Origin of the sequence: Nitrospira sp. (assembly GCA_030692565.1) — a bacterium.
Classification (GTDB): domain Bacteria; phylum Nitrospirota; class Nitrospiria; order Nitrospirales; family Nitrospiraceae; genus Nitrospira_D.
On record JAUYAO010000026.1, the window covers coordinates 20,706 to 45,733 of the forward strand.

25 protein-coding genes are annotated in these 25,028 nt (G+C 57.5%); 2 read left to right on the plus strand and 23 right to left on the minus strand.

Annotation, left to right across the window (positions count from 1 at the left end):
* Window positions 1–2: 2 nt before the first annotated feature.
* The 8 genes from Q8N04_06335 to Q8N04_06370 form a co-directional block, all read right to left on the minus strand.
* Complete coding sequence (locus Q8N04_06335) at window positions 3–833, minus strand: SDR family oxidoreductase (GenBank protein MDP3090278.1); 831 nt, start codon at window positions 831–833, stop codon at window positions 3–5.
* A 10-nt stretch (window positions 834–843) separates the two neighbouring features.
* Window positions 844–1,572: a sugar phosphate nucleotidyltransferase gene (locus Q8N04_06340; protein ID MDP3090279.1), complete on the minus strand. Its 729-nt coding sequence runs from the start codon at window positions 1,570–1,572 to the stop codon at window positions 844–846.
* On the minus strand, window positions 1,572–2,651 hold the full coding sequence (locus Q8N04_06345; protein MDP3090280.1) for a kinase: 1,080 nt from the start codon (window positions 2,649–2,651) through the stop codon (window positions 1,572–1,574). The genes Q8N04_06340 and Q8N04_06345 overlap by 1 nt, the downstream gene beginning before the upstream one ends.
* 33 nt (window positions 2,652–2,684) lie before the next feature.
* On the minus strand, window positions 2,685–3,632 hold the full coding sequence (locus Q8N04_06350) for an NAD(P)-dependent oxidoreductase (GenBank protein ID MDP3090281.1): 948 nt from the start codon (window positions 3,630–3,632) through the stop codon (window positions 2,685–2,687).
* A 15-nt stretch (window positions 3,633–3,647) separates the two neighbouring features.
* Window positions 3,648–4,604: an NAD-dependent epimerase/dehydratase family protein gene (locus tag Q8N04_06355; GenBank protein MDP3090282.1), complete on the minus strand. Its 957-nt coding sequence runs from the start codon at window positions 4,602–4,604 to the stop codon at window positions 3,648–3,650.
* Window positions 4,601–5,797: an aminotransferase class I/II-fold pyridoxal phosphate-dependent enzyme gene (locus Q8N04_06360; protein ID MDP3090283.1), complete on the minus strand. Its 1,197-nt coding sequence runs from the start codon at window positions 5,795–5,797 to the stop codon at window positions 4,601–4,603. The genes Q8N04_06355 and Q8N04_06360 overlap by 4 nt, the downstream gene beginning before the upstream one ends.
* A gap of 206 nt (window positions 5,798–6,003) precedes the next feature.
* Entirely contained in the window at window positions 6,004–6,723 is a 720-nt protein-coding gene (locus tag Q8N04_06365) for a flagellar brake protein (GenBank protein ID MDP3090284.1), read from the minus strand.
* Complete coding sequence (locus tag Q8N04_06370; GenBank protein ID MDP3090285.1) at window positions 6,720–7,943, minus strand: HD-GYP domain-containing protein; 1,224 nt, start codon at window positions 7,941–7,943, stop codon at window positions 6,720–6,722. The genes Q8N04_06365 and Q8N04_06370 overlap by 4 nt, the downstream gene beginning before the upstream one ends.
* Before the next feature lie 248 nt (window positions 7,944–8,191).
* Here Q8N04_06370 and Q8N04_06375 point away from each other — a divergent pair, with 248 nt between their 5' ends.
* Both Q8N04_06375 and Q8N04_06380 read left to right on the plus strand, forming a co-directional pair.
* A complete protein-coding gene (locus Q8N04_06375) occupies window positions 8,192–9,457 on the plus strand; it encodes a DUF3391 domain-containing protein (protein ID MDP3090286.1) in 1,266 nt (421 codons plus the stop codon).
* Entirely contained in the window at window positions 9,457–12,300 is a 2,844-nt protein-coding gene (locus tag Q8N04_06380) for a response regulator (protein MDP3090287.1), read from the plus strand. The genes Q8N04_06375 and Q8N04_06380 overlap by 1 nt, the downstream gene beginning before the upstream one ends.
* Before the next feature lie 41 nt (window positions 12,301–12,341).
* Here Q8N04_06380 and Q8N04_06385 read toward each other — a convergent pair whose 3' ends face one another.
* From Q8N04_06385 to Q8N04_06455, 15 genes are all read right to left on the minus strand, one after another.
* Entirely contained in the window at window positions 12,342–12,827 is a 486-nt protein-coding gene (locus Q8N04_06385; protein ID MDP3090288.1) for a flagellar assembly protein FliW, read from the minus strand.
* 6 nt (window positions 12,828–12,833) lie between these two features.
* Window positions 12,834–13,079 (minus strand): carbon storage regulator CsrA, encoded by a 246-nt coding sequence (csrA, locus tag Q8N04_06390; protein ID MDP3090289.1) that lies wholly within the window; start codon window positions 13,077–13,079, stop codon window positions 12,834–12,836.
* A gap of 83 nt (window positions 13,080–13,162) precedes the next feature.
* On the minus strand, window positions 13,163–14,929 hold the full coding sequence (locus Q8N04_06395) for a flagellin (protein MDP3090290.1): 1,767 nt from the start codon (window positions 14,927–14,929) through the stop codon (window positions 13,163–13,165).
* A 15-nt stretch (window positions 14,930–14,944) separates the two neighbouring features.
* Complete coding sequence (gene flgK / locus Q8N04_06400) at window positions 14,945–16,972, minus strand: flagellar hook-associated protein FlgK (protein MDP3090291.1); 2,028 nt, start codon at window positions 16,970–16,972, stop codon at window positions 14,945–14,947.
* Between the two features lie 3 nt (window positions 16,973–16,975).
* The gene (gene flgN / locus Q8N04_06405; GenBank protein ID MDP3090292.1) at window positions 16,976–17,488 is read right to left on the minus strand and encodes a flagellar export chaperone FlgN; all 513 of its coding nucleotides are present in this window, start codon (window positions 17,486–17,488) and stop codon (window positions 16,976–16,978) included.
* Between the two features lie 73 nt (window positions 17,489–17,561).
* The gene (gene flgM / locus Q8N04_06410; GenBank protein ID MDP3090293.1) at window positions 17,562–17,867 is read right to left on the minus strand and encodes a flagellar biosynthesis anti-sigma factor FlgM; all 306 of its coding nucleotides are present in this window, start codon (window positions 17,865–17,867) and stop codon (window positions 17,562–17,564) included.
* Between the two features lie 79 nt (window positions 17,868–17,946).
* On the minus strand, window positions 17,947–18,315 hold the full coding sequence (locus Q8N04_06415; GenBank protein MDP3090294.1) for a rod-binding protein: 369 nt from the start codon (window positions 18,313–18,315) through the stop codon (window positions 17,947–17,949).
* 76 nt (window positions 18,316–18,391) lie between these two features.
* Window positions 18,392–19,534 carry a flagellar basal body P-ring protein FlgI gene (locus tag Q8N04_06420; GenBank protein MDP3090295.1) on the minus strand — a complete coding sequence of 381 codons (1,143 nt, stop codon included), beginning with the start codon at window positions 19,532–19,534 and terminating at the stop codon, window positions 18,392–18,394.
* 21 nt (window positions 19,535–19,555) lie between these two features.
* Window positions 19,556–19,822 carry a hypothetical protein gene (locus Q8N04_06425; protein ID MDP3090296.1) on the minus strand — a complete coding sequence of 89 codons (267 nt, stop codon included), beginning with the start codon at window positions 19,820–19,822 and terminating at the stop codon, window positions 19,556–19,558.
* A gap of 14 nt (window positions 19,823–19,836) precedes the next feature.
* Window positions 19,837–20,532, minus strand: a complete 696-nt coding sequence (locus Q8N04_06430) for a flagellar basal body L-ring protein FlgH (protein ID MDP3090297.1) — start codon at window positions 20,530–20,532, stop codon at window positions 19,837–19,839.
* Window positions 20,533–20,540: 8 nt separating this feature from the next.
* Window positions 20,541–21,344: a flagellar basal body P-ring formation chaperone FlgA gene (gene flgA / locus Q8N04_06435; protein ID MDP3090298.1), complete on the minus strand. Its 804-nt coding sequence runs from the start codon at window positions 21,342–21,344 to the stop codon at window positions 20,541–20,543.
* A 10-nt stretch (window positions 21,345–21,354) separates the two neighbouring features.
* Window positions 21,355–22,146 (minus strand): flagellar basal-body rod protein FlgG, encoded by a 792-nt coding sequence (gene flgG / locus Q8N04_06440; protein ID MDP3090299.1) that lies wholly within the window; start codon window positions 22,144–22,146, stop codon window positions 21,355–21,357.
* 9 nt (window positions 22,147–22,155) lie between these two features.
* Window positions 22,156–22,926 carry a flagellar hook basal-body protein gene (locus Q8N04_06445; GenBank protein MDP3090300.1) on the minus strand — a complete coding sequence of 257 codons (771 nt, stop codon included), beginning with the start codon at window positions 22,924–22,926 and terminating at the stop codon, window positions 22,156–22,158.
* A gap of 215 nt (window positions 22,927–23,141) precedes the next feature.
* Window positions 23,142–23,894 (minus strand): GGDEF domain-containing protein, encoded by a 753-nt coding sequence (locus Q8N04_06450; GenBank protein ID MDP3090301.1) that lies wholly within the window; start codon window positions 23,892–23,894, stop codon window positions 23,142–23,144.
* Window positions 23,895–24,257: 363 nt separating this feature from the next.
* Entirely contained in the window at window positions 24,258–25,007 is a 750-nt protein-coding gene (locus Q8N04_06455; GenBank protein ID MDP3090302.1) for a FliA/WhiG family RNA polymerase sigma factor, read from the minus strand.
* Window positions 25,008–25,028: the final 21 nt, after the last annotated feature.

Genomic DNA, 25,028 nt, shown 5'->3' on the forward strand with positions numbered 1-25,028 from the left:
GTTTAGCTCGCTAAGAGCACGCCGGGCTCATGCATCCACTGACTGACCGATTCGTACGAGATCTTGTTGATGGCGACATGTGAATGAATGGCGTGCAGAATCGAATCGGCGGCTTCCTGCACGGACATGCTTTCGTCGTTATGCGCTTTTCTCGTGGCCTTATCCCAATGAGCGGTGAAATCGGTGTTGACGGACCCGGGATTGATGAGGGTGAAGACCATGCGGTATTGGACATATTCCTTTTGCATGGCCTCGACCAGCTTCTCCACCGCCCCTTTCGCTGCGGTATAGACGCTCAGCTTGGGCAACGTGCGCTCGCCTGAACGGGACGACAGCATGAGGACGTGACCCCGCTTGGTATCCCGCCGGTCGATCTTGTTTAGCTTCATGTAGGGCAGCAATGCGCGCATCCACATGATCGGGGCCTTGGCATTCACGTCAAAAATCGCATTGATGTCCGCCATGGTCATTTCTTCCAACGTCCCATAGACGTGGCTCCCGCCTGCTGAACTCACGAAAATATCGATTTGGTCTTTCCCTTTGGAGTACACATCGCCGATCCAGGCTTGGGCGGATTCGATGTTACGGACGTCCATGGCACAGGTATTAATCTCCGTATGAATGCTATTGCGTGTATTCTTTTGCAGCCGGAGCAGCGTTTCCCGCGCTTCGGCAAGTTTGCCGTTCTCATTTCTCGAGATCAGGGAAATTTTTCTGCATACTCCATTGAGGCGTTTTGCGACTTCGAACCCGATGCCGCTGGAACCTCCGGTAATCACAACGTGTTTCCCAATGCCCCAAACCGGTTTCGCAAGTGTCAACGCATGTTTCATAGTGCAGCTCCTATTGTGACAGTGAGGTGGTGTAATGGTGCTCGGTTGTTTCCTTATCAAGCGCTTCGAACGCCGCCAGGCGGGCCGGCGTTCCGATGTCGTAGAGTGGAACGTCGCAGGCAAAGCCGTAGAGCCTGCCGTCCACCAGGGGAGGGAAAAAGTCTCGCTCGAGTGAACAAGGGAGAGCATCAGGTATGAGGTGGATCGCTTCCGTCTGGATGGCGTAAGTGCCGGCATTTAGAAACGAGGCCGTTTGTTTTTCCTGAAATGAGCGAATCCATCCCAGTGCATCCATCCGGACTCCTCCCGCGTCGGTCCGTTCATTCGATGGAACCACGGCCATCGTTGCCACGGCTTGTCTGTCTTGATGCGCCGTCAGGAAGGCGCGGAGGTCGATTCGACATAGGGAGTCCCCGTTTAACACGAGGATGGTCGGTGTTGCGATCAAGGAGTGGCAGGCCCGAAGGGCTCCGGCTGTGCCGAGCGGGGTCTGTTCATGTGAGATGATCGCACTACAGTCCATTCGTCGGCCGACATGCTGCTCGATCCAATTCCCATGATGGCCGGTACAGAACACGATCCGGTGAAAGCCGTGTGAGAGGACATGGTCGACAACTAAATCGAGGAATGGCCGGCCATTGATTGAGGCCATGGGCTTGGGGCGATCCGTTAGGACCGGTTGAAGTCTGGTTCCCAAGCCTCCGCAGAGTATGACGACGTCAGTCGATGCGTGCGTCATCAGGCGGCGTCTTTCTTCCACGTCTGAACGGTGTGTTCTTCGAGCTCTGCAGAAGTCGGCACGTCATTCCAGAGGGGAGCCCGTCGGACAGGAACTTCCTGTTGGAAAAATACGATCTGGCTTCCCGAGCCTTCAAACTGAAATGGAACTTGCAAGAGGCCCGGCAAGGCTGCATTGATCTTGGCGTGCAGCTCCGGTTTGGCATAGATCAGCATAAAGCCTCCCCCGCCTGCACCGAGCAGTTTCCCGCCGAGTGCGCCGGCATTTCTCGCGGCGTCATAAATCTGATCGATGAGCGGAGTGGTGATTTTACTGGTTAGTCCCCGCTTGACCATCCAAGCTTCGTGCAGAAGTTCGCCGAACTCTGATAGGTCATGGTCGCCGGTCAGGAGAGATATGCCTTCCTGAACCATCTGTAGCATGGCAAATAGTTCCACCCGCCGCTGCTTAGTTCTTTCAATTTGCTCTTTAGCGATCTCGGAGGCTGTCCGGGAGAAGCCGGTGAAATACAGCAGCAGATGATCTTGAAATTGCTTGAGCCGTTCGGGCTTCATGATCAACGGGGTGTATCCGATCTCTCCGGTGGGAGAGAAGGTGAGCCGGCACAGACCGCCATGGGCAGCCAAGACCTGATCTTGGCATCCGACCGCTTCTTTGACGATATTCTGTTCAACATGAATGGCCGCATGAGCCAGTTCGGATTTGGTCGGCATCCGATGTTGCATCGCATAGAGGGCATGGAGGAGGCCCACCGTGAACGAGGAACTTGATCCCAGTCCGGTACGGGCCGGGAGATCGCCGTCATGATGAATCTCAAGACCTTCGGTCATCTTGAGATACTGGAGGACGCCTCGGACGGCTGGATGCTCGATCTCGGCATTATTATTGGCATGTTCGATTCGCGAGTAGGCAATCCGCGTCTTATGTTCAAAGAAGGGCGGAAGATGGCGGCACGAGATATAGCAATACTTGTCGATCGTGGTGGCGAGGACGGCGCCGCCGTGCTCTTTAAACCACACGGGGTAGTCGGTTCCGCCTCCGAAGAAGGAGATGCGAAAGGGTGTGCGGCTGATGATCATCGAGCCCCTCCTTCTATCCGTCGGATGCCGGCGCTAGACATTGCCGTATCCCGTTCCGGTCACGATGGTGTAGCACTTGGTCAATTCCCGAATGCCGCGTTCTAACGACCAATCCGGCTTGAACCCGGTCGAGAGCATCCGTTCATTCGAGACGATGTAGTCCCGTTTGTCGGGATCTTCTCCGATCGGGGCTTCAAAGAAGACAAACTGAGGAATGTGTCGTTGAATTTCCTGGCACAGTTCCAGTTTCGAAAGATTGGCGTCGTCCAGGCCGACATTGTAGGCGCGATTCTTCATGCTCTCGAACTGATCCATCGAGTGAAGAAAGGCCTTCACGACGTCACGGATATGGATGTAGTTCCGTTTGCAATGCCCCTCGAACACCACGACGGCTCGATCATGGACCGCGCGCCACACAAAATCGTTGACCAGGAGGTCCATCCGCATTCGAGGAGACGCGCCAAAGACTGTGGCCAGCCGGAGGGTGATCGCGTTGCCGCGATCCAGCACGACCCGCTCGGCCTTGACCTTCGTCTCGCCATACAAACTGATCGGACGTAACGGCGAATCCTCTGTGCAGGGAACGCCCGGTTGCCCGATGCCATAGCCGCTGTTCGTGACGGGGAAGATGATCTGCTGCTGTTGCGAGCTGAGCTTGCTCAGCATCTGCACGGCTTCAAAGTTGATCGTGTAGGCGCCGACCCGATCGCGATTGCACAACGGCGCTCCCACCAGGGCGGCGAGCGGAATAATGACGTCCGCGTCATGCAGGAGATCCGTGATGATTCGTTCGTCCCGGCAATCCCCTCGCACGACACGAAAGGTGTCAAAGGCGCAGCAATCCAACAGGCTGTTTTGTCGATACATGAAGGTATCGAGCACGGTGACTCGATGACCCCGGTCTAGGAGCTGTTTGCACAGCACCGATCCGATATAGCCGGCTCCCCCGGTCACCAGTACATGTGTCTGTTTTGTCGGCATTGAGATCGCGACTCCTTAAGGCTGATGACAGAGCGGAAGCGATGCGCGTGACACCCCTTCCCCCGATGTTGAGTGATCGATAAACCATCGCACCGTCGCTTCAAGACCCTGTCTCAGGTTGGTGAATCGGCAATCCGGAAACAGCGATGAAAATGTTCTGCTCTGCAAGCGTTTCACCGGCACGCCTTCAGGTTGAGTCGAGTCGAATACCATCGGACCCGTATACCCCATGACGGACGCAATCGTTTCGGCTAAGGCTCGAATCGTGATGCCGCCGTCAGGAGTAATGATGGTTGTCGTCGAATCGAGGTTACGCTCGATCGCATCGACGGCGATCTTGGCCACATCGTCGACAAAGACGAATTGGCGCACCGCCCGGCCGCTCCCCCACACGACCAACGGAGTGCCGGTCGTCTTCGCCGCCCAGCAGCGGCTGATCAGCGAACCCACCACATGACCGCTCTCGGGATCGAACGAGTCCTGGGGACCATAGAGCGTGACCGGTGTCAGCGTGGTCCACTTCCACCCCTCTTCTTTCGCCACGAGACGGGTGTGGAGATCCAGCATGCGCTTGGCATAGCCGTATCCCGCATTGCCGTCATATGGGAGTGCGGCCTGGAGATCGTCTTCGGTCGTTGCCCGATCCGAAAAGAGAGGGAAGGCGCAACTTGAGAGCAGCGATACCAGCCTCTGTATTCCAAGGGCGCGAGCGGCGGAGAGTACTGCTGTATTGATCAGCACATTGTCCTCAAAGAAACGGCTATTACAGGCGGCATTGGCCTTTACGCCTCCGACCGCACCAGCCAGATGAAGGATTTGCCCTGGCCGAATATCTGTTATCAGCCGTTGCGCAACGCTGCGGTCGCGGAGATCTCCGTCTGCGCGCGAGAGATAGATCGCGTCAGGACGGATCTTCCGAATGGCCGATCCCAGCAACCCGGTTCCGCCAGTGACCAGCAGCGGGCCTGTCATGCGGCCTCCAGGACGATTTGCGAAATTGCGGCGACATCGTCCGGCGTCAGCGCCGCATGGTTCGGGAGGAAGAAGCCGCAGTGATGAATGCGATCGGCTACAGGGAAACTGGTCGCTCCGTATCGACTGGTCCAAAACGGGTGGAGGCCGAGATTCCCCGCGGAGAAAATACGAGTTTCCACGCCTCGCGCGACGAGCGCTTGAACGATCCGCTGGCGTTGCTGGCGGGATTCCGCCAGCAAGCCGACCGAAATACTGGCGACCTGACTATTCTTCGGGGCCCGTTGGACATAGAAGCTGGAACTGAGACGATCCAGGTAACGCCCGTGATTCGCCCGACGCTGTTCCGTCATCCAATCCAGTTTCTCCACTTGCCCGATTCCAATGAAGGCGTTCAGATCGGTCGAGCGAAGATTGAATCCCGGTTCGTAGAAGACGAACGGAGAGTGAAAGTCATCGATCAGGTGTTGTGTGACCAGTCCACGATGGGTCGCGGTATCCAGATCCTTGCTCCACCCGTGACTCCGAAGCATCAGGAGGAGATCGGCGAGGGCTTTGTCATTGGTCGAGACCATGCCGCCTTCGATGGTCGACATTTGATGGCCGAAATAGAAGGAGAAACTTGCCATATCGCCGAATGAGCCGACTTTGCGTCCTTCATAGCTCGCGCCGATCGCGGCACAGGCGTCTTCCAGTAAGATGAATCCATAGCGTTCTTTCAGCGCCATCAGTTCCCGCATCTTATGCGGGACACCCAAGACCTGAACGAGCATGACCGTCTGCGGTTGATGCTGTTTCAAGAGCGCTTCAAGATGGTTGAGGTCGAGCGCAAAGGTGTCCGGATCGGCTTCGCACATGATGGGTTCGAAGCCGAATTGAATGGCGGGCGCAATCGATGTCACCCAGCCTACGCTGGGCACAATGACCTTCTTATTCCTCAATCGTCCGGAAGCCAGGAGGGTGTAATACATGAGCAAGTTCGCCGACGATCCCGAATTGCAAAACACGGAATGGGAGGCTCCCAGCCATTGCGACCAGCGCGACTCGAAGTCGACGGTGATCGGACCTTTGGTCAAACGAGGATAGGTTTGCAGCCATTCGACCAATCTATCGATGTCCTGGCGATCGATGGTGTCGTACGCAAGACACCATCGCGGGTTCATGGCTTGCTGAAGTGAATGACGGCCTTCCATGGCGTACTCTCCTCGATCGTAATCTGGATGCGCTGAGTCTGGCGGGTGAGACTAGTACAAGTTGTATGCCACTAAGTTTTTCAGGGAATCTGACGACTTATCTCGAAACAGTGGGAGGTCGTGTGAGGAGGTCGGCACAATGTGCCGCCCCAGGAGGAAAGAAACGACAGGAGAAGACGCTGAAGGAGAACGAGTGGAACGGCAGGTTATTGAAGTGGAAACGAATCGGTAACTTTTTGCGTGGTCCATTGTTCGATGGCCTGATGGACGGATCCACCCCACCCGCGGTACTCGATGTATTCCATTTCTTGAAAACGAAATTCGAGGCCGAGCGTCCAGGTACCCTCTGCGGCTTCGGCACTTTTGACAAGCCCAGTCAAATTTGTGACGTGACCGAGTCCGGCCAGCTCAAACTCCAAGCGTAGCGTGGCTCCTGCCCGGAGCCAGACCGGAGCATGCGGGACGATGACGCTACAGCCTCCGATACTCAGATTTTGAAGCAGACCGCCGACGATCGCCGACGACGGCGCTCCGCTGATCGCGTTCCCCTCCACCCGTTCAAGGACAATCGGCTCGCAGGAAGACACGCGGGCATGTTTGCGCAAATGCATTTCTTCCACGGTGTGCGGAAAGGCAATGAACAGCAGCGGCACCGGCGCGCTCAGCATGTCACGAACTTCCGTTCGATAGCCGACCAGCTTTCCGTCGTGGAGATAGCTGACCGTGCAGGGCGTTCCCCTGGGAATATCGGTCCCATGGCCGACCTGCAGCGGCCATTCGCAGACCAGCCAGGCATAGTCTTTCCAGCCCAGTAGTGTCGAGCCGTACATCCCCTTCTGCCCGTTGAGGGTGAACGACAGTTTAAGGGAAAGGCCGACGGTGAGAAACGACGTCGGCGTGGGTTGTGTCGTGGTCACGTCATTCATGCGGGCTCCTGATCGAGATAGACAGTGGGATTGATGCCGGTGCTGACAGGGTCGGTCACGGCTGCAATGGTTCGCTGCGTCGCTCCTTGGGGGCGAGTAAGATCGACGGTCTCGGGATGCGACAGGATCGTATTGCCTGCGCTTTTGACGACCATGATCTCGGGCTGGAGTGGTGTGGCCCGATTGATTCGCCTGACGACCGCCACCTCCCCGGTATTGAGCCGGACGACTGAGCCGACCGGATAGACTCCGACGACCTGGATGAACCGTTGGACGAGCGTATGCTCAAGGTGGCCCTTTTGCGAGATAAGATAAAGGAATTGCAGCGCTTCATGCGCCGGCTTGGCTTTGTGGTAGCAGCGATCGCTTGTGATGGCATCGTAGATATCCACAACCGCGGCCATCATCCCGAACTGGCTGAGGTCGCCTTTGCGGCGCTGATACGGATAGCCGGTCCCGTCCACGCGCTCGTGATGTTCCAGCGCCGGCATCAGGTAGTTGTCCGTCAAACCGGTCGTCCCTGACAGGACTTCGGCTCCTCGCATCACATGCTGCTTCATGATTTCAAATTCATGGGCTTCGTATTTCCCCGGCTTATTCAAGATCTCCAACGGGACTTTCGTCTTCCCGATATCATGGAGCAAGGTGCCGACGCCGAGCTGATGCAAGAGCGTTTCGTCGATTCCAAGATTGCGCCCAAGCGACAAGGCCAGAAGCGACGTGTTGACCGAATGGAAAAACGTATATTCGTCGAAGTGCTTTAAGCGGGAGAGGCTCGTGAGGGCATCAGGATTCCGGAGGACGCTGTCGGCCATCTCTGATACCACCTGATTGACCGCATCCATGTTGATGTCGCGTCCCATGCGAACGTCGAGCATCGCTTCTTCGATCACATTCTTTGCCGCGGCATACACGAGTTTGGCGGCCGGCAGTTCCTCTTCGAATGGAATACCGGTGTCCCCCGGCCCCGCGGTGAGTACGGGAGAAGGATCATGAGCCTCAGCAGGCTCTTGGAAGAGTTCTTCCGTTGCCGGAGCCTCAGTCTCAAGCTCTCCTGAAATATCGAGCGTTTCAACACCGCAGGCTTTGAGTTGCTCCACCTGCTCCATCGACGTCACGGCCATACGGTGCCGGAAAAAGGGTGTGGCAAACCAGGAACAATCGAGTTTCTCGATGCGCATGCCGGGACGAAGCTGGGTGATGTGAATGCGTGTCGCCATGAGTGACTGCTGTGGGTATCCGTCAGAATTGCGCGCAGATCGCCGCTTGCTTCTGTATCGGAACAGGCCCAGGAATTCTTGAGGGTAATCTCACGAAGAGGGGAAGGATGACTCTATACGCTCTCGAGCCAGGGTGCGGGCGCCCTCAAGCCGTTAAGATCGTTCTCCTGGGGACCGATATGACATGTGGGATCCTCTCGAGGTGAACAGGCGTATTCGGACGGCGGCAACCGGGGAGATACGAATTCATGAGTGGGACGAAGCAGATATCCATTGAGCAATTGATACCAGGCATGTTTGTCGTCGAGATGGATCTTCCGTGGTATCGCACGCCCTTCCTATTCCATAAACGTCTGATCCATGATGTAGAGACGGTCGACGTGATGAAACAGCATGGAGTCCGACACGTCACCATTGATACGAGCAAGGGAGTCGATGTGCAGGCGGCGGCGAACACGCCGCCCGCCACAGCCGATCATTTACCTGCCACATTGGACGCGGGGCCTGTGGGCGATGAGGCCTCGCAGAAAGCCGGTTCGGTCCCTCTGGACGGCGGTGAGAACCAGGTGGCGGCCTTGTATGGCGAAGCGCAAGAGGCCGTGGAGCGCATCTTTGCCGATCTTGAGCGCGGAGTCCCGCCGACGCCGGCCGCAACGAAGGAGATCGTCGGGGGTGTCATCAACCAGGTGCTGCACGACCGCAGCGCACTCCTGCTGCATAGTACCTTTCTCAAGGTGAAGCAGTTCGATCGTTCCCTGGGCGCCCATGCTCTTGATACGGCAATCTTGTCGTTGGTCGTCGCCGTCGAGTGCGGAGTCGACCCGTCGGTCTACGAACAGCTTGGGATGGGAGCCCTCCTGCATGATATCGGCTATGTCCGCCTTCCCCGCAATCTGGTCCGCAAGCGAGACGAATGCAATGACTCTGAGCAGCGACTCCTGGAGCAGCACACCCAATTGGGCGTCACAGTTCTTGGCGAACAATCCGGTTACCACCAGGAGGTCTGTCGCGTCGTGGTGGAGCACCACGAGCGATGCGATGGAAGCGGGTATCCGCGGAAGCTGAAGGCCCAGGACATCTCCCCGCTTGCCCAAATCGTCGGGATCGTGGACCTCTATGACAAGATGGTCAGCCGCCGCGGCGGCCGACCGGCGATGATCCCTCATGATGCGGTCCGTCAATTGTTTATGGTCGGAGAGCGCGGGCAATACCCCAAACCGTTAGTTGAGGCCGTGATTCGAAGCATCGGCGTGTACCCCGTCGGCAGCCTCGTTCGGTTGAATACCGGAGAGCAGGCAGTGGTCGTCGGGGTCAACCCGGAACAGCGCTTGAAACCTCAAGTGAAGATTACCGGAGGGCCGCACGGAGAGTCCTATCCCAATCCGGAGCACGTCGACCTTGCGCTCCCTTCGCAGGATAAGGTGTCGCGCACGGTCTTACGCGTGTTGGATCCCGTCCAAGAACGCGTCAATATTGCCATGTACCTGGACGATGGCATGGATCAGGCGGCCTAATGAAGCAGCTTCCCCAACGGCGGCGTTCGGCGTCGACTCGGCCAGTCAAGAAGCGGTCGCCGCAGTCGTACGAAGGACTATTGGACGGATTGCCGATCGGCGTCCTCCTGCTGAGTCCGACCGGGATCATCTCTGCGATGAATGCCGAAGGCGCCCGTTTGTGCGGGGTGGTTGGAACTGGTTATATCGGAGCACTCTTTCCGGAACTGTGGGAGCAGTTGACCGGGCGGAATGCGGCTATCACCCGACAGCTCATTCAGCAGGTGCACTGCGAGAAGCAGCCCAGGCAGCCGGATCAGGTGGTCATACGGCAGGGCCGGGGCCGCGCGATTCCGGTGGAGTGGACCTGCATGCCCGCCAGCTTCGATCAACAACTCGCAGTCTCCGTCAGCCTCAAAGATATGTCACGAGAGCAGGAATTGACGCACGATCGTAATCGTCTTGCCGCAATTGCCGACGAGAGTCCGTATCCCATCCTTGAGCTCGACGATCAGGCCAGCCTGATCTATGCCAATCCGGTCATGACCGGACTTTTGGCTCAGTTCGGTTATGGAACCGACGGATATCCACAAGTGGCTCCGCAGGGCTTGCCCGATCTGGTGCGGCGTTGTTTAGACGCGGACACGCCCATCCAGGAAATCGCTTATCGCCTGCCCGACGCGCGTTTCGCGTGGGTCTTCTGTCCCGTGAAGGCCGATCGGCATGTCCGCGGGTATGCCGTCGATCTGACAGAGACGCAGCGAGCGAAAGAGGCGCTTCACGCTTCGGCGGCAGAGCTGACCGCTCAAAACCTCCGGTTGGATCGGGCGCTTCAGGAGGCGCAAGCCGCCACTCATACCAAGGCGGCGTTTCTCGCCACCATCAGTCATGAACTGCGCACCCCCATGAATGGGGTGATCGGAATGACCAGTTTGCTCATGGACACCGCCCTCGCCCCCGAACAGCGTTCGTATGCCGAGACCATTCGGCAATGCGGGGAAGCGCTCCTGCATTTGATCAACGATGTTCTGGAGTGCAGCAAGATCGAAGCCGGCAAGCTGGAACTGGAATCGATCGAGTTCAATCTTCGGACGACCGTCGAGGACGTGCTCAAGCAGTTTGCTGAACGCGCCGAGTCCAAAGGTTTGGAATTAAACGGCCTCATTCATGCGGCCGTGCCGACCGGATTGAGGGGCGATCCCGGCCGGCTTCGCCAGGTCCTGACGAATCTGGTCGGAAATGCCATTAAGTTCACCGAACAGGGAGACGTCACCCTACAGGTCTATCTCGAAGAGGAGACCGAGGGCGATGCCTTGCTCAGATTTGACGTGACGGATAGCGGTATCGGCATTAGCCCGGAAACACAAGGCAGGCTCTTTCAACCGTTTGTCCAGGCGGATTCGACGATGACCAGGCGGTATGGAGGAACGGGACTCGGGTTGTCGATTTCCAAGCAATTGATTGAGTTGATGGGCGGACAGATCGGCGTGAAAAGTGCGCCGGATCGCGGCAGTATGTTTTGGTGTACGGCCCGGTTTCCGAAACAGCCCTCGTCGGTGTCGGCGATTCTTCCCATGGCGGATCTTCAAGGCCACCGTGTGCTCATCGTGGATGACAATGAGTCCAACCGGCTTATCTTGCACCATCTGGTCTCCGGATGGGGCATGCAGGATGTGCTTGCGGAGGATGCGGGAAGTGCCCTGGCGCTCATCGAGGAGGCCTCTCGGCATGGCACCCCGTTCGATTGCGCAATTGTCGATGTGGTGATGCCCGGAAAAGACGGTCTGCAATTGGCGGCGGAGCTTCAAAGCCTTTCCTGCGCCGCTTCCATGCGTATCGTCGTCATGACCTCGCTCTTACAACGGGGGCATGCCGAGCGTGCCAGGAAGGTGGGGGCGAAGGGCTATCTCACCAAGCCCGTCCGGCACGATGAATTGAGGGATTGCCTGCGCACGGTGCTCGGAATGGCGCCCGCGCCGGTCGAGCCTCCGCAGGCGGATGATACGGCCTCTCCGCGTCTGATTACGCGACACACCCTAGCGGAGCAGTCCACGCGCCGACGGGTCTTGGTCGTTGAAGATAACGGCGTCAATCAGAAACTGGCCGTGCGGATGCTGGAGAAGCTCGGGTACCGGCCCGATCTGGTCGAGAACGGGCAGGAAGCACTGGCCGCACTTGATGCGGGGGCCTATGACGCGGTGCTCATGGATTGCCAGATGCCTGTCATGGACGGGTTTGAGGCCACGGCCGCAATTCGCCGGCAAGAGGCTGCAGGAAAGCGCTATGTGAGCGAGGGCCATTTGCCGATCATCGCGGTGACGGCCAATGCGATGCAAGGCGATCGTGAGCGCTGCCTGGCCGCCGGCATGGATGCCTACCTTGCCAAACCCATTAAGCTGGAGGATGTGCGGACGACTCTGGCCCGGTGGGTCATGTCCCCTGCGTCAGAAGATACGGGTAAAGGCGTGGCGAGGAGCATGGGCCCGGTGTCCGATGGACGGTCGATTTTCGATCCGGCCCAAATGCTCCAGAACATCGGAGGCGATCAGGATCTTTTGGTGCAATTGGTCGACCTGTTCCTCGAACGACAGGCCGACATGATGAGCCAAATCAGGCAGGCGTTGTCTCTTGGGGACACCGTGACGGTCGAGCGAGCGGCTCATACGCTCAAGGGGACGGCCGGCAATCTTTGCGCTCCGGAGGTGGCACTGGCGGCGGGCCGTCTTGAAGCCATCGGCCGGCTGGGGACGCTGCACGACGCTCCGGCGGTCTATGCGCATCTCGAAATGGAAATGCTTCGCCTGCTTCGGATCCTCGAAGATTATCGTGGTGCGAGCGGCGCCATGACACAGGCCGCTGCCTGACGCCACTCTTCCGTCACCGTAGGTGTCCTGCCGAAGAGTAGTCAGACGGAACAGACAGCCGATGCGACCGGCTTGGGGGCGAGGGTGTCAGCCGCGGGCTTGTGCGCGAACAGCGGAAAGCGTGTGGGATAGTCGTCGGAGAGGATCAGTTGCTTGCAGAGCTTGGTGCGAGGATTCATGAGAAGCGGTCCCCGCAGATTGGCCGTGATGCCTGTCGGGTCGTTGGACGGAATGGTAAGCAGCACGGACAGGATCAACTCGTCGTCATCCTTGCCGTCCACTTCAACGAGGGCTTCATGGGGCGCCTGGACGTTATATTCAGGGTGGAACGTGGCCGGATCGAGAATCACAAAGGCCAATCCCGGTTCATCGAGTGACTGCAGCCATTTGAACGGCGCATCCGTATCGTGATCGAGAATCACGTAGCGGCGGCAGTCTGGAAATCCAAGAATCCCGTTCGGAAATGTCAGGACCGCGTCGGGTCGAACGTCACAGTTGCCGAAACGGGTCGAACGACATTGCATCATGCATCCTTATGGCGCGCTCCGCCGCTTCGGCGGTGCGAGGTGGCGAAAGGCGTCGAGCGGAATGACTTGTGTTTTCGAGGCCAAGTGATTCTCGTCCTGAATCCGCGCATAGACTTCATCGCGATGTACCTCAATGGTGTGCGGAGCCTCGATCCCCAGGCGCACCTGTCCGCCTTTCATCCCGAGGACAATGACCCGGATATCCGGACCGATGGTCACACCTTCGCCGCGTCGTCTTGTCAGGACCAGCATGAACGCCTTCCGTGGCTGTTGAACCGATACCCCCTACGAGTCTATCGGTCTATCTGCTGAAACCTTGAGTCCCCTGTCCTGATTTATTGCAGATACTTCAGGAGCGAATTGCCGAACAGTTGATTCAGGGTACGACTGGCGGCTTCGATCGCGTATTGTTGCAAGGTAAGATCGGAAATCGCTTTGGCGAGATCCACATCCTCCGTTTCCGAGAGGGTTTGGGTAAAGAAGGACTTGAATTCATCCAGCCGGCCCGCGCTGCCGGTCAGCCGATTCGACAAGGCCCCGACTTCTCCCAGGACGGCGCCGGCCTGGCTGAGCCCTGTGCCGACATCCCCGATCGTGTCGCGGATGCCCCCGCGGTAGTTTGTTCTGAGCGAGGTGACGAGGGTCTTGATCGAGTCGAACAAGTCGATATTGGGACCGCTAAACACACGATCCCCGGACACGTTGGTGGGCACCACTTGATTATTGCCTACCTCTACCTGATGCACGCCGGCATCGCCTTGATATTGCAACCCCGTCACCACGGCAAACCGGTCGCCCGTGGCCGGAGCGCCGCTGCCGGTGGAGAGCTGCAGCCGGATTCCGTCGAAACTGATGTCGCTTCCCGTGCTGTAGGTTTGATTGGCCAACACGGTCCGTGGAGCGAGACTCACGGCATACGCGTCACCGCTTTGCGGTCCGCCGCGATCGCTATTGGAGAGGACCACCCGAAGACCGTCGAACTCAACGGCGTTGCCTGACACGTAGGTGTTGCCAGAGGACACTGTGGCGCTCGTCGTCGTGTTTACAATGTTGTATTGGGTACTGGAGGTGAACTGGATCGCATAGGAATTGAGCGTCAAATTGCCCGGTCCGATAATCCCTGCATCAGAGGCAAAGGCTCCCCCCGTATTGGCGCTGTTCCTGGTCACATTCACCGGGACGGTCACATCCAAGACGTCATACTGGGTCGCCGATGAAAACCGGATCACGTAGTCGTCCAAGGTGACGAGATTGTCATCTACGACGGTCCCTTGGCTGACCACCGCGCCACCGGTATTGGTCGATCCAGGGCTGGTCGTGGCCGTGAGTGCAAAAGGCTTATCTCCGGTTGTCCGGCTCCCCCCCACCAGCCCTAACGCAGCGCGAGAGGTGCCTCCGGTCACCGTCACGGTGGAGTCCGATCCATGCGTGTCGGACGCAATGACGAGATGATCTGTCTCAAACGTCACCGTCACGTGTTTCCCCGCTGCGGTCAGTGCGGCATCGGCATTGATCTGCGTTTGGACCCGCGCGGCGAGTTGAGCGCCGGTCAAGCTACCCGTGGCCGATGTCAGATCGATGGTGCCGGAGGTGACGCCGTCGACAGAGACGACGAGGGTATCATTGATGCCGTTGGTCAACGTCACAGGGGCGGTGATGGCTAACCCCGTCGTCCTTCCGTGGGTACTGGTCCCGGTGAAGACCGCCTGCCCGTTCAACTCCGCATTGGCATATTGCTGCACCAGCGAGTAGAGCTGACGCACTTCCTGGGAGCCGATGACGCGTTCCGCCGGACCGTTCGTATCGCTGCCGAACTGGACGGCGAGCTCTTGGACACGGCTGAGGGTGTCTGTCGTACTGCTCAGGAGTTTGTCGCTCAGATCGAGGCGTGTCCTGCCGAAGGAAATATTCCGTAGCCGTTGCTCAATCGACGCGACCGAAGCCTTATCGAGGCTGATACGGTTGAAGGCACTGGGGTCGTCGGAAGGCTGGCGCACTTTCTTTCCCGTCGATAGCTGCTGTTGCAGCTCCAAAGACCGCGCGCGGGAACGTTGCAGGTTCTTGACTAGCACGCCGAATGTTTGTTGCTCAGTCACACGCATAGAGCACCCTTCTTTCTAGCGCTTCAGCGACAACAAGGTGTCGAACATCTCGTCGGTCACACGGATCAAGCGAGCAGCCGCTTCAAATCCCCGTTGAAACTTGACGAGATTGACGAGCTCCTCATCGATCGAGACGCCCGAAACTTGTGCCCGGAAGGTGTCGATTTGATCGCGGAGGATTTCCTGTGCCGTTTGCTCGCGATCGGCCGTTTGGGCAGAGACTCCGAGATTGGCCGCGGTGCTGCGATAGGCGTCATGCAATGTGTTGTTATTTAAACTCGCAAAGTTTGTGTGCTGGAGCGCCACGAGTTGGAGCAACGTCGCGTTGTTGCCCGGGATGCCGGCCCGTGTGGCGGAAGCGGCGACCGTGGCCGGATTCGTGAGGGCGACGGCAACGTTGCCCGCGCTGTCGCGATAAGAGTTGACTCGAAACACGTCATTCGCTGCCGGGGCGCCTGACAGCCTGACACTGATGCCATCAAAGATGAACGTGGAGGGGTCGCTATAAGTGCCGAAGGCAGCCGTGCTGGTCCCGCCCAGCAGGCCGAGGCTGGTTCTGGCGCTGCCGCCTGTCACATTCACGGCCGAGGAGGTGCCCGTTCCGTTGGACGTCAGCACGATCCGATTGGTGATCGTGTCGAATCTGGCCGATACTGTCAGTCCTGAGGCCTGCAGTGTCGCATCGGCATTGATCTGTGCCTGGACCTCCTGGGCCAGCGCCGCACCAGAGGTATAGGCCTGGCCCGGAGACGCGGCGCCTGTCAGCGTGATGGTTCCGGACGCGACCCCGTCGACTGAGACGGTTACGGTGTCGTTGGTCCCGGTAATGATGGAGAGTGGCGTGGCACTCGAAGGGGCCGTAATAGCGGTGCCGGTATAATTGCCCCGAATGGTCGCTCCAGTGGTGGTGTCCACAATCGAGTACGCCGTCGCAGAAGTAAACCGGACCTCGTAGTCGTGGAAAGTCAGCAAACTGTTCGCGGTCACGGTTCCGCTGCCGATCGCCGCCGTTCCCCGATTGTTGGAGGCCGCCTGAATCGTGACCGTGGGCGGCGTAAAAAAGTCTCGCCCCGTGGACCCATCAAGACCATAGCCCTGACGATGAATCAGGTTGACCGCATTCGAGAGCGTCGAGGCAATGCGATCAAATTGATCTTGCAGTCCCTGGACCGTAGTGTCTCGCAAATCAAGCAACGCGCGAAGGCGGCCGCTGGTGATCTGCCGGTCGAGACTGACGGTCCTGGTTCCGCCTGTCGAATATCCGACTTCAAGCAGTCCCCCATTGTCAGCCGAAGCCACAGCAGCCAGGTCTCGATGCGTATCGCCTTCCACAACAACCTGCCCACGAGCCGCAAATACCGTCAGCCCTCCGGTGCTGCTTTCAATGCTGGTGATATCGATGCGCTGGGCCAATTCATTGAGCGCCAGTTGACGCTGGTCCCTCAAATCGTTGGCATTCTGTCCCGTCACTTCCGCCGTGATAATTTTTCCGTTCAGCTCGGCCAACTGGGTCGAGAGGCTATTGATCTCGGTAATGGTTTGGGAGACCTGGAAGTTCAAAGAAGATCGGGCGTTGGTGAGATCTGACGCGGCTTGGTTGAGACTCGACGTCAATTGAGTCGCCTTTCCCAACAAGACCGACCGTGCTGTCGATTCGCCCGGCGACGTCGAGACGTCCTGTAACCCCTGAAAAAAATCGCTGAGGGCGGCCCCGATGCCTTGATCGTTACTATCGCCGAATATATTTTGCAGGCGAAAGAGTTCGTCTCGCGTCACGGACAGACGCCCGAGCGTTTGGTCGGAAACGGTGAGCTGTTGCTCGACGAAACGATCGACATGGCGTCGGATAGAGGTGACCTGTACGCCGGTCCCCGTCATGCCGGGTTGGCCGTTAAGAGGTGGCCGCTCCGTCAGTACGGCTTCCTGTCGTGAATAGCCAGGTGTATTGACGTTGGAGATGTTCTGTCCGCTCACCGTCAGCGCTTGCTGAGCGGTGTTCAGGGCAGTGCGGGCGATGTCAAAGAGGGAATTTAAGCCAACCATAGGCTATCCCTGCTGGTAGAGGACGGCTGATGACGGGTGTGCGAGCGCAGGCTTCCCCGTCCGGTTGTACGCCTTGCCGTCCGTCAGCGCGGCTGCTCCGGCGGTCAAGGCATGTTCGACAAACCCACGAATGCCATCGATAAGGACCACATTCTGCTTGATCTCTTCACGCACATGCTTGGCGGTGGCCATCAAGGTCTCGTGATGACGACGAACGGTGGACGCCTCCGATCCTTGCCAGCGATCGAGCAGGAGATGCAACGACGCGATGGAGTCAGGCAACGACAGCGCGAGCACAATCTGGCGGACCGTCTGGTCTCGCGCATCTGCAATGGATTGGAGTTGTTCGAGTATCGCAAGGCGGCGAACATTGATGGGGTGGAAGTCGCCGATGGCGAGTGTTTTGATCGCGTGACGCTCCGCCTCGACCGTTTCGAGGAGGGACTGGCAGGCGGCCAGTTCCCGGAGGAGGATCGTGTCTAATTGTGCTGACAGTGCCGTTGAAACCGAAGGCATACGCGCTCCCTGCGAACTTGCTTCGGACGCGACGCAGCCATCCTGGCTGCGTGGTCGATGTGGACCGTACCTGCTACAACACCGCGTCGGTCAGGACTTGCTTGATGAGTGCGTCGCCGACCTTGCGACCGCTGACATCATAGGTGCCATGTTCGATGGCTTTCTTGATCTGTTCGACGCGCGCGGTCCGTTCGTGATCGGGGGTCTGGCCCAGCGCGCGAATGCGCTGCAGCTCTTTGGCCTGATCCGAAATCTGGACCCGGTCGTTCCCCGTCTCTTTTTGAGACGGTTGCCGTTGCGTCGACGGACCCTTGGTCTCCTGCGTGCCTAAGAGAATCTTGGCCAGTTGATCGGAACGACCTGAACCTGAGATCTGCATATCTCTCTCCTTCTTCTGGGAAACGGCTGAGCCCACCGGGGTTTTCCCCTCTCGGTTGCTTCAACCCCTGTCGCACACCTTATCGGTCTTCACTGTCCGGAACTTTAGCGGTTGGCGGATAATTCTTTTCGATATATTCCTGAACCATTTGGGTAATCCCGATGCCCCCCGACTCGGATGCCCTATTCCCAATCTCCTGGTCGTAAAAGGAGTAAAAGTATGAGTCCATCTTGCCGGACATCTCTGATTCATGAACGGTTTCCCGCATGACCTTCATTAGATAGGACACAAAGAATGCTTCATACTGCTTAGCGGCTTTCAATAATTCTTGCCGATCGCCAGGACTCCCCTTTACTTTCAACGAGTTGACTTCATTCTGGTTCCCCAGTGGATCAGTGAAGACCGGGGAAGAAAGAAACTGCGCCTGAGTCGAATCATGAATATTCATAAGGATTCTCGTATCGTACAACAGCGATTGCCAGCCTCTAACCTACTAATACTTGCTAATACAATCATGGCTTTATCTATATAATTTCAAGAGTAGCTTGGAGTGCTCCGGCTGCCCGGAGCGCCGAGAGAATCGAGACCAGATCTCTGGGTGTCACACCAACCGCATTGAGCGCCCTCACGACTTCTCCCAGCGTCACGGTCTCATCCACGACGATTAACCGAGACTCTTGCTCCTTCACCTCAGTCTGAACATCTTCCGTCACAGTGGCTGGTTGATTGCCTGCAGCGCCGATCAGTGGTGCATTTGGCTGAGAAACACTCAAGGTATTCTTGACCGAAATCGTCAGATTCCCATGAGAAATAGCACAGGTGGAGATTCGCACATGCTCGCCAAGTACGACCGTACCGGTTCGTTCGTTGACCACCACTTTGGCGGCCATATCGACCGAGACATCCAGGCCTTCAATCGAGGCAATATATTCGACAACTCGACCATGGAAGTTTGCGGGAATCGTGGCCTTTACAAGGCCGGCATTGACGGGTAAGGCACTACCTTTGCCGAAGACCCCATCGATTGCTTCGGCCGTCCGAATGGCGGTCGTGAAGTCCGGCTGCCGGAGCATCACCGAGACGGTCTCCCAGGCATCGATATTGACCACCAGCTCCTTTTCGATAATCGCTCCTGCCGGTATCACTCCAGCGGCCTGGTGATTCTTGGTGACCGTCGCTCCTCCCGGTCCGCCTGTCCCACCCAGAAATCCCCCAACCGAAACCGGACCCTGCGCCACGGCAAACACTTGCTGATTGGCCGCTTTGAGAGGAGTCAGCAAGAGCGTCCCGCCCTGCAAACTTTTCGCATTGGCCATGGAAGACACAACTACATCGAGGGTTTGGCCAGGCTTGGCGAACGGAGGAAGCTTGGTGGTGACCATGACCGAGGCAATATTTTTCGTGAGGAGCTGGATCGGATCGATAACCAGATTGATCCCCATCTTGTTCAGCATGGACATCATGGCCTGGATCGTAAACTGGCCGCCGATGACTTGATCGCCGGTTCGATCAAGCCCCACGATCAATCCATAGCCGATCAATTGATTTTCCCGAACACCTTCAATGGCCCCGATGTCCTTGATCCTGACCGCCTCCGCAGAAAGCGGCGCACACAAGAATCCGACGAGCGCTCCCGCAATCCATGACTTGGTATAACGTGTCTTCATTGGTGCGACGATCCCCTCGTATTACAACTTGTGCACGGATTGAATGGGCGACTTTCGACCTAAGAGCATTCTTGAAATCCATCCCTGTTCCGAGGCCGACTCTTGCGGAATGCTGACTCGGTTCTTCCCGCTATGCCAATACCCCGTTCGACCGGGATCCTGCGGCGGATCCAAGTCCGCTCTCCTCACCACGCCGCTCATCACCATCATCTGCAACGACTGGAGCGAGACCGCGCCACGCCAGACGCCCCATTTCGCCGAGACTTTCCGTTTAGGAATCGTTTTCACTCAGGACACCCTTCTTAGAACGGGTACACCCAATCAAGAATGCGGACCAGCCATCCCGGCCGCTGCACATCGTCCAACACTCCCAACCCTGCGTATTCGATCTTGGCATCGGCGATCGCCGAAGAGAGCACGGTATTCTTCGTGTCGACGTCGACCCGCCGCACAATACCGGCAATCGTCATCATTTGCTTTTCACTGTTGACCGTGACTTCTCGCCGTCCTTCAACTCGCAAATCACCGTTCGGAAGCACGTCCACGACAATCACCGAGATCGTACCGGTTAACGTTCCTTCCCGGTTGGTGGCGCCTTTTCCGCTGAACTTGTTGCTCGCGGACGCATCAACTCCAAGACCTCGTCTGGCTTCATCGCTGATTCTGAAACCAGGGATTCCAAAATATCCCACTCCGGATCCTGCCAGGGAGTTCGAGAGAGTCGAATCTCGTTGCGCCGCGGTGTCCGCCGACTTTGACCCTTTATGCTTTTCGACAATCTTGACCGTGAGGATATCCCCCACCCTCATGGCGCGCAAATCTTCGTAGAGATAGGCCCGACCATTCTCTTCTTGCCACAACGATCCAAGAGTCTTGGGCGGAGGCAATGACGGCACGGTCAACTTGGTTGAAGTCGAGGCTGTGGGCATAAGACTACAGGCGCTCAGCATCACGCCGGCTATCACCACGCCCCATGTTCGAATCTTTGGACTGCGCATGCGTGATCCTAAAACTCCACTTGCACGAGGCCTGGAGCGACGATCTTCGCGCGCAGCTCTCGCCCCGAATCAAGGTTGGCCACCATCACGGTCTGTCCGACTTGTCCACTCCCCTTCGTCACGCCTGATGTTTGAACAGAGAAGTTGCCACGCCGCGCTTCAATCATGACGTGGTCTCCCTTCTTGACCATAAACGGCTTTTTCAAAAAGGTCGGACGCAACGGAGTATTCGGCTGGAGCGGACGAACCGTGCTCTTCCCAATGACGGCCTCCGGATCGGTGATGAAGGGATGTTTCACATCGTAGGTGACGATCCGCGCGGTCGTCAGATCATCCGGTTCAATCGTTTCTTCAGACTTCAAGTAGCGGGATGGGACGACCACATCGATCATGGCGGATATGTCGGCCAGCGCTTCAACGGTTTTCCACGGGTTCCCGTTGACTGTCACCTGGATGGCAAAGCTTCTGCGCCCCATCGTCGTGGAGCCTCCGGCGACGGAAGGGATCTGCAATTCGATCACCCCCACCGGAATCTTGATCGGATCCAGCGGTTCCAGAAGGGTAACCTGCACTGATTTCACCCGTGTGCCCCATTCTCCTTCGAGAAATCTCTGAATGGTTTTCTGGATCTGCTCAAAATGCAGCTCCCGCATCGTCGGCCGGGTCGCATCCAGCTTGCCGAGGGCCGGTCCGTTGGGCCCTTGCCCTCCAATCGAGACCGGTTTGGCGAGCTTCTCCGCCGTGGCGCCGATGGCCTGGTTGGCCCCGGCGGCGAGCATACTTGCGGCGACGATGATGCGAATACTGGTCATGGCTTCTTCCTTATCGTCTGAGATTGTTCGCGATGGACATCATCTCGTCAGACGCTTGAATCGTTTTCGAGTTAATTTCATAGCTCCGCTGCGCAATGATCATATTGACCATTTCTTCAGCCAAGTTGACGTTCGAACTTTCCAGGAAGCCCTGCTGAATGGTCCCGAATCCGGTGGAGAATCCGCCGGTCCCTTGGGTCGGAGGGCCCGACGCAAAGCTGTCGATGAACAGATTGTTTCCCATCGCCACGAGTCCGGCCGGATTGTCGAATCGCGTCAATTGAATCTGGCCGACCTGGGAAGCCTGCGTCACGCCAGGGAGCAGGACGGAGACGGTCCCGTCCTGACCGATATCCATTTTCAAGGCACCGGAGGGAATCGTAATAACGGGATTCAACAAGTCACCGTCACCCGTGACCAAGTTCCCGACGTTATCGCGCTTGAATGACCCGTTCCTGGTGTACATGATGGTGCCATCCGGTCTGGAGACTTGAAAGAACCCCGGTCCATCGATTGCAATATCCAGGTCGTTATTGGTCTGGCGCATGTTGCCCTGGAGCCATTCCTTCGAGACGGTCGTGGGACGGACACCGGCGCCGACTTGAATGCCCACGGGAAAGACGCCCACGTTGGATGCGCTGGTGCCCGGCAAGCGTTGGATTTGGTACAGCAGGTCAGCAAACTCCGCCCGGCTGCGCTTGAAGGAGTTGGTGTTGACGTTGGCCAGGTTATGGGCCACGGTATCCACGTTGATCTGTTGTGCCGTCATTCCGGTGGCGGCTGTCCACATTGCCCGAATCATAATCGCCTCCTAAGCCACTCGTCCGACTTCTTGAATGGCCGTTTCAGCCATCCGGTCCAGGGTCTGAATCAACTTTTGAGCCGATTCATATCCGCGCATGCCCTCGATCATCTTGACCATTTCACCGATGGAATTGACGTTGGAATCCTCGATGTGCCCGACCTGGACTTGGGGAGCTTTCGCAGGGAACCCCTTATCGGAGATGAACATGCCTTCCGCGTACTTTTGCGGCATGTTGGAGTCGGGAAAATCCATGACCTTGATGGTGCCGACGGGGTTGCCGTCGACCTTGATTTCACCCTGATTGGAAATGTCCATCTTACCGACGGGAATCTTCAATTCTCCCTTCGTGCCCATCACCGGATACCCGAGATTCGTGACAAGCCGGCGTTGATTATCCAGAGAAAGCATTCCGTTGCGGGTATATCTGGTGCCTTGAGGGGTTTTAACTTCTAAGAAGCCGCGGCCTTGGATGGCGAGATCCAGGGGATTTCCGGTAAGCCGAATGCGTCCCGCGTCATAGGTTGTTTTGACTGTATTGGGAGCCGCATACACGCGTTCCGTCGGGCCGAAGGGTTTGGCCACGATTTGATTGGCGAGGGACACGGTTCCTGGAATTGCGGGAATCGCAAGATGCGCCTTGGGGAAGACCGCTTTGAAGGTCTGCTCATCCTGCTTAAACCCGGCGGTGTTGACGTTCGCCATGTTGTTCGCAAAGACTTGCATCCGGCGTTCGTGCGCCAGGGCTCCTGAGAGAATTGGATAGATACCTCGATTCACGGTCTTGGCTCCTTGGTAGTTCGTTTCGCAAGGAGATACAGCAACGTGCATGCCAGGCCGTGACACTCAGACGGCGTAGACCTGTTCGATGTGGGAAGTAAGAAATGCTGGGGAATCTGGCAGGCTGTCAAAAAGCCGACGGTCTGACGGAAAGAGAACCGGACACGGTCTCTCCTTCGATCGGCGAATACTTCCGCTGACGAGGTAGAAGTTGCCTAGCGCAAAAGGGATTCGCTGGGAGCTGATTGCATCGCCATGGAAGATGGGCTGGGAGCGGCAGTGAGGGAATCGGAAAACCGGATGGGATTCTCAGAGGTCGCGAGAGCGAGTGATTTCACGGCCTGACTCAGCAAGGTTTCTCCTGATGCGCCAGAGGAGCCATACATAGCTCCCCCAATCTGACAGGTCAACAGGATCTCCTGTCCTTCAATCATCAGGGGAAGCGACATCGTGCGATAAATATTCTGTGCGAGAGTATCGATCTCCTCCCGTGCGATCACGTTTTCAATTAGGATGGCGAACCGCCGGTCGCCGATCCGGGCGACGGTGTGGTTCGAGGGCAGCGCGCTCTTGATGCGGGCGGCCTGCACGCGCACGATCAACGAGATATTGGAGATATTGGGAGTGGGTACGGAGGTCGGAAGCGGACGAAATTGATGAAGATCTGCAACGAGGACGCCGATACTGCGGCCCATGTTCGATGCCCGAGTGAGCCCCTGTTCGAGAAGCACGGTAAAGAGGCGCAACGTAGGCAGGCCTGTCACGTGGTCGTATGCCGCCAAACTGTCTTCACGGGGCTGGAGTCTGGTTCGCCGGCCAAACGGCCAATACCATATTCCGGCAAGGCTGAGGCTGATGCTTACGAACAGTCCTACTCCGCCAACGAGTAATTCGGGAGCGATGAGGGACGCACTGCCCAGAGGGCTGCCGATGCTCGTGCCGGAAGGGGTTCTCCCCGGTGAATTCATGAGCCATTGGGCTGCCACTAGGCCGGTCGTGAGGGCCAATGCAAAACAACTGATGGCCTTCGAGCGAGACGATGCGCTGACTCTTGAGCGAGAACGACCCAGGCGGGAGAGACCCAGGGTGAACGGCCCGCGGTATCCGACGGAAGCACTGAGGGTCGTCGAGCGAGTTGATGGAGGCTGTTCTCTATCCATGAATGAGAGGCGGAGACATCCTTCTAAGTGATGCCTCTGTCTCGGCTATTCAGAGAGAGAACTGAAGCCCTTCTAGGGGAAGGATGCGATCCGGCACCAACCGTCACGAACAATCACGGGAAGGGCTGCCTCAAGACAAGCGAGTCGCACCGCTGCGGTTTCTGTCTGGCCCTACCCGTCGGCATGAAGAAAGGCTTTCAGCCGGAGGATGGCCTTGGTGTGAATCTGGCACACACGGGACTCCGTGACTTTCAACAGCTCGCCGATTTCCTTCATCGTCAGTTCTTCATAATAGTAGAGGGTCAGGACCAGCCGCTCTTTTTCAGGCAATCCTTGAATGGCATCGCCGATCGCTTCGCGCTCTCGCTCGTTCACTAACGTGGACAAGGGATCCGGGTGATGCGTATCGGCGAGCATCTTGACGACTTTGTGCCCATCCGGCTCTTGAAGTCCCAGGTCGTCGATACTGATCATCACGGCCCCTCGGGCCCGCGAGATAAAGTCGTCGAGTTCCTCCAGCGGCATCTTGAGTTCGGACGCCACTTCTTCATCCAACGGAGGGCGTCCCAGTCGATTCAATAACGTGATATGGGTCTTTTGCAGGAGGCCGATACGTTCGTGCACGGATCGTGGAATCCAATCCATCGAGCGAATCTCGTCCAACATGGCGCCGCGAATCCGGAACTCCGCATAGGTCTTGAATTTCGCTTCTCGATTGGGGTCGTATTTCTCCATCGCATCCATCAGGCCGATGGTCCCGACGGAGATCAAATCCTCGGCATCCAGGTACGCGGGCAATCGAAAGGCCAGGCGATGGGCCATCGCCCGAATCACATGCGCAAATTCTTTGATCAGTTGCTCCCGATGAGCATCGCCGCTGGGAATCGCTTGATGAACACGATGAACTGCCGTTTTACTCATAATAAGTGCGCCTTTGACTCC

What these genes read in the sequence shown, in the direction of transcription:
- Q8N04_06335 (MDP3090278.1), bottom strand. Translation starts at nt 833, where the DNA reads ATGAAACATGCGTTGACACTTGCGAAACCGGTTTGGGGCATTGGGAAA.
- Q8N04_06340 (MDP3090279.1), bottom strand. Translation starts at nt 1,572, where the DNA reads ATGACGCACGCATCGACTGACGTCGTCATACTCTGCGGAGGCTTGGGA.
- Q8N04_06345 (MDP3090280.1), bottom strand. Translation starts at nt 2,651, where the DNA reads ATGATCATCAGCCGCACACCCTTTCGCATCTCCTTCTTCGGAGGCGGA.
- Q8N04_06350 (MDP3090281.1), bottom strand. Translation starts at nt 3,632, where the DNA reads ATGCCGACAAAACAGACACATGTACTGGTGACCGGGGGAGCCGGCTAT.
- Q8N04_06355 (MDP3090282.1), bottom strand. Translation starts at nt 4,604, where the DNA reads ATGACAGGCCCGCTGCTGGTCACTGGCGGAACCGGGTTGCTGGGATCG.
- Q8N04_06360 (MDP3090283.1), bottom strand. Translation starts at nt 5,797, where the DNA reads ATGGAAGGCCGTCATTCACTTCAGCAAGCCATGAACCCGCGATGGTGT.
- Q8N04_06365 (MDP3090284.1), bottom strand. Translation starts at nt 6,723, where the DNA reads ATGAATGACGTGACCACGACACAACCCACGCCGACGTCGTTTCTCACC.
- Q8N04_06370 (MDP3090285.1), bottom strand. Translation starts at nt 7,943, where the DNA reads ATGGCGACACGCATTCACATCACCCAGCTTCGTCCCGGCATGCGCATC.
- Q8N04_06375 (MDP3090286.1), top strand. Translation starts at nt 8,192, where the DNA reads ATGAGTGGGACGAAGCAGATATCCATTGAGCAATTGATACCAGGCATG.
- Q8N04_06380 (MDP3090287.1), top strand. Translation starts at nt 9,457, where the DNA reads ATGAAGCAGCTTCCCCAACGGCGGCGTTCGGCGTCGACTCGGCCAGTC.
- Q8N04_06385 (MDP3090288.1), bottom strand. Translation starts at nt 12,827, where the DNA reads ATGATGCAATGTCGTTCGACCCGTTTCGGCAACTGTGACGTTCGACCC.
- csrA (MDP3090289.1), bottom strand. Translation starts at nt 13,079, where the DNA reads ATGCTGGTCCTGACAAGACGACGCGGCGAAGGTGTGACCATCGGTCCG.
- Q8N04_06395 (MDP3090290.1), bottom strand. Translation starts at nt 14,929, where the DNA reads ATGCGTGTGACTGAGCAACAAACATTCGGCGTGCTAGTCAAGAACCTG.
- flgK (MDP3090291.1), bottom strand. Translation starts at nt 16,972, where the DNA reads ATGGTTGGCTTAAATTCCCTCTTTGACATCGCCCGCACTGCCCTGAAC.
- flgN (MDP3090292.1), bottom strand. Translation starts at nt 17,488, where the DNA reads ATGCCTTCGGTTTCAACGGCACTGTCAGCACAATTAGACACGATCCTC.
- flgM (MDP3090293.1), bottom strand. Translation starts at nt 17,867, where the DNA reads ATGCAGATCTCAGGTTCAGGTCGTTCCGATCAACTGGCCAAGATTCTC.
- Q8N04_06415 (MDP3090294.1), bottom strand. Translation starts at nt 18,315, where the DNA reads ATGAATATTCATGATTCGACTCAGGCGCAGTTTCTTTCTTCCCCGGTC.
- Q8N04_06420 (MDP3090295.1), bottom strand. Translation starts at nt 19,534, where the DNA reads ATGAAGACACGTTATACCAAGTCATGGATTGCGGGAGCGCTCGTCGGA.
- Q8N04_06430 (MDP3090297.1), bottom strand. Translation starts at nt 20,532, where the DNA reads ATGCGCAGTCCAAAGATTCGAACATGGGGCGTGGTGATAGCCGGCGTG.
- flgA (MDP3090298.1), bottom strand. Translation starts at nt 21,344, where the DNA reads ATGACCAGTATTCGCATCATCGTCGCCGCAAGTATGCTCGCCGCCGGG.
- flgG (MDP3090299.1), bottom strand. Translation starts at nt 22,146, where the DNA reads ATGATTCGGGCAATGTGGACAGCCGCCACCGGAATGACGGCACAACAG.
- Q8N04_06450 (MDP3090301.1), bottom strand. Translation starts at nt 23,894, where the DNA reads ATGAATTCACCGGGGAGAACCCCTTCCGGCACGAGCATCGGCAGCCCT.
- Q8N04_06455 (MDP3090302.1), bottom strand. Translation starts at nt 25,007, where the DNA reads ATGAGTAAAACGGCAGTTCATCGTGTTCATCAAGCGATTCCCAGCGGC.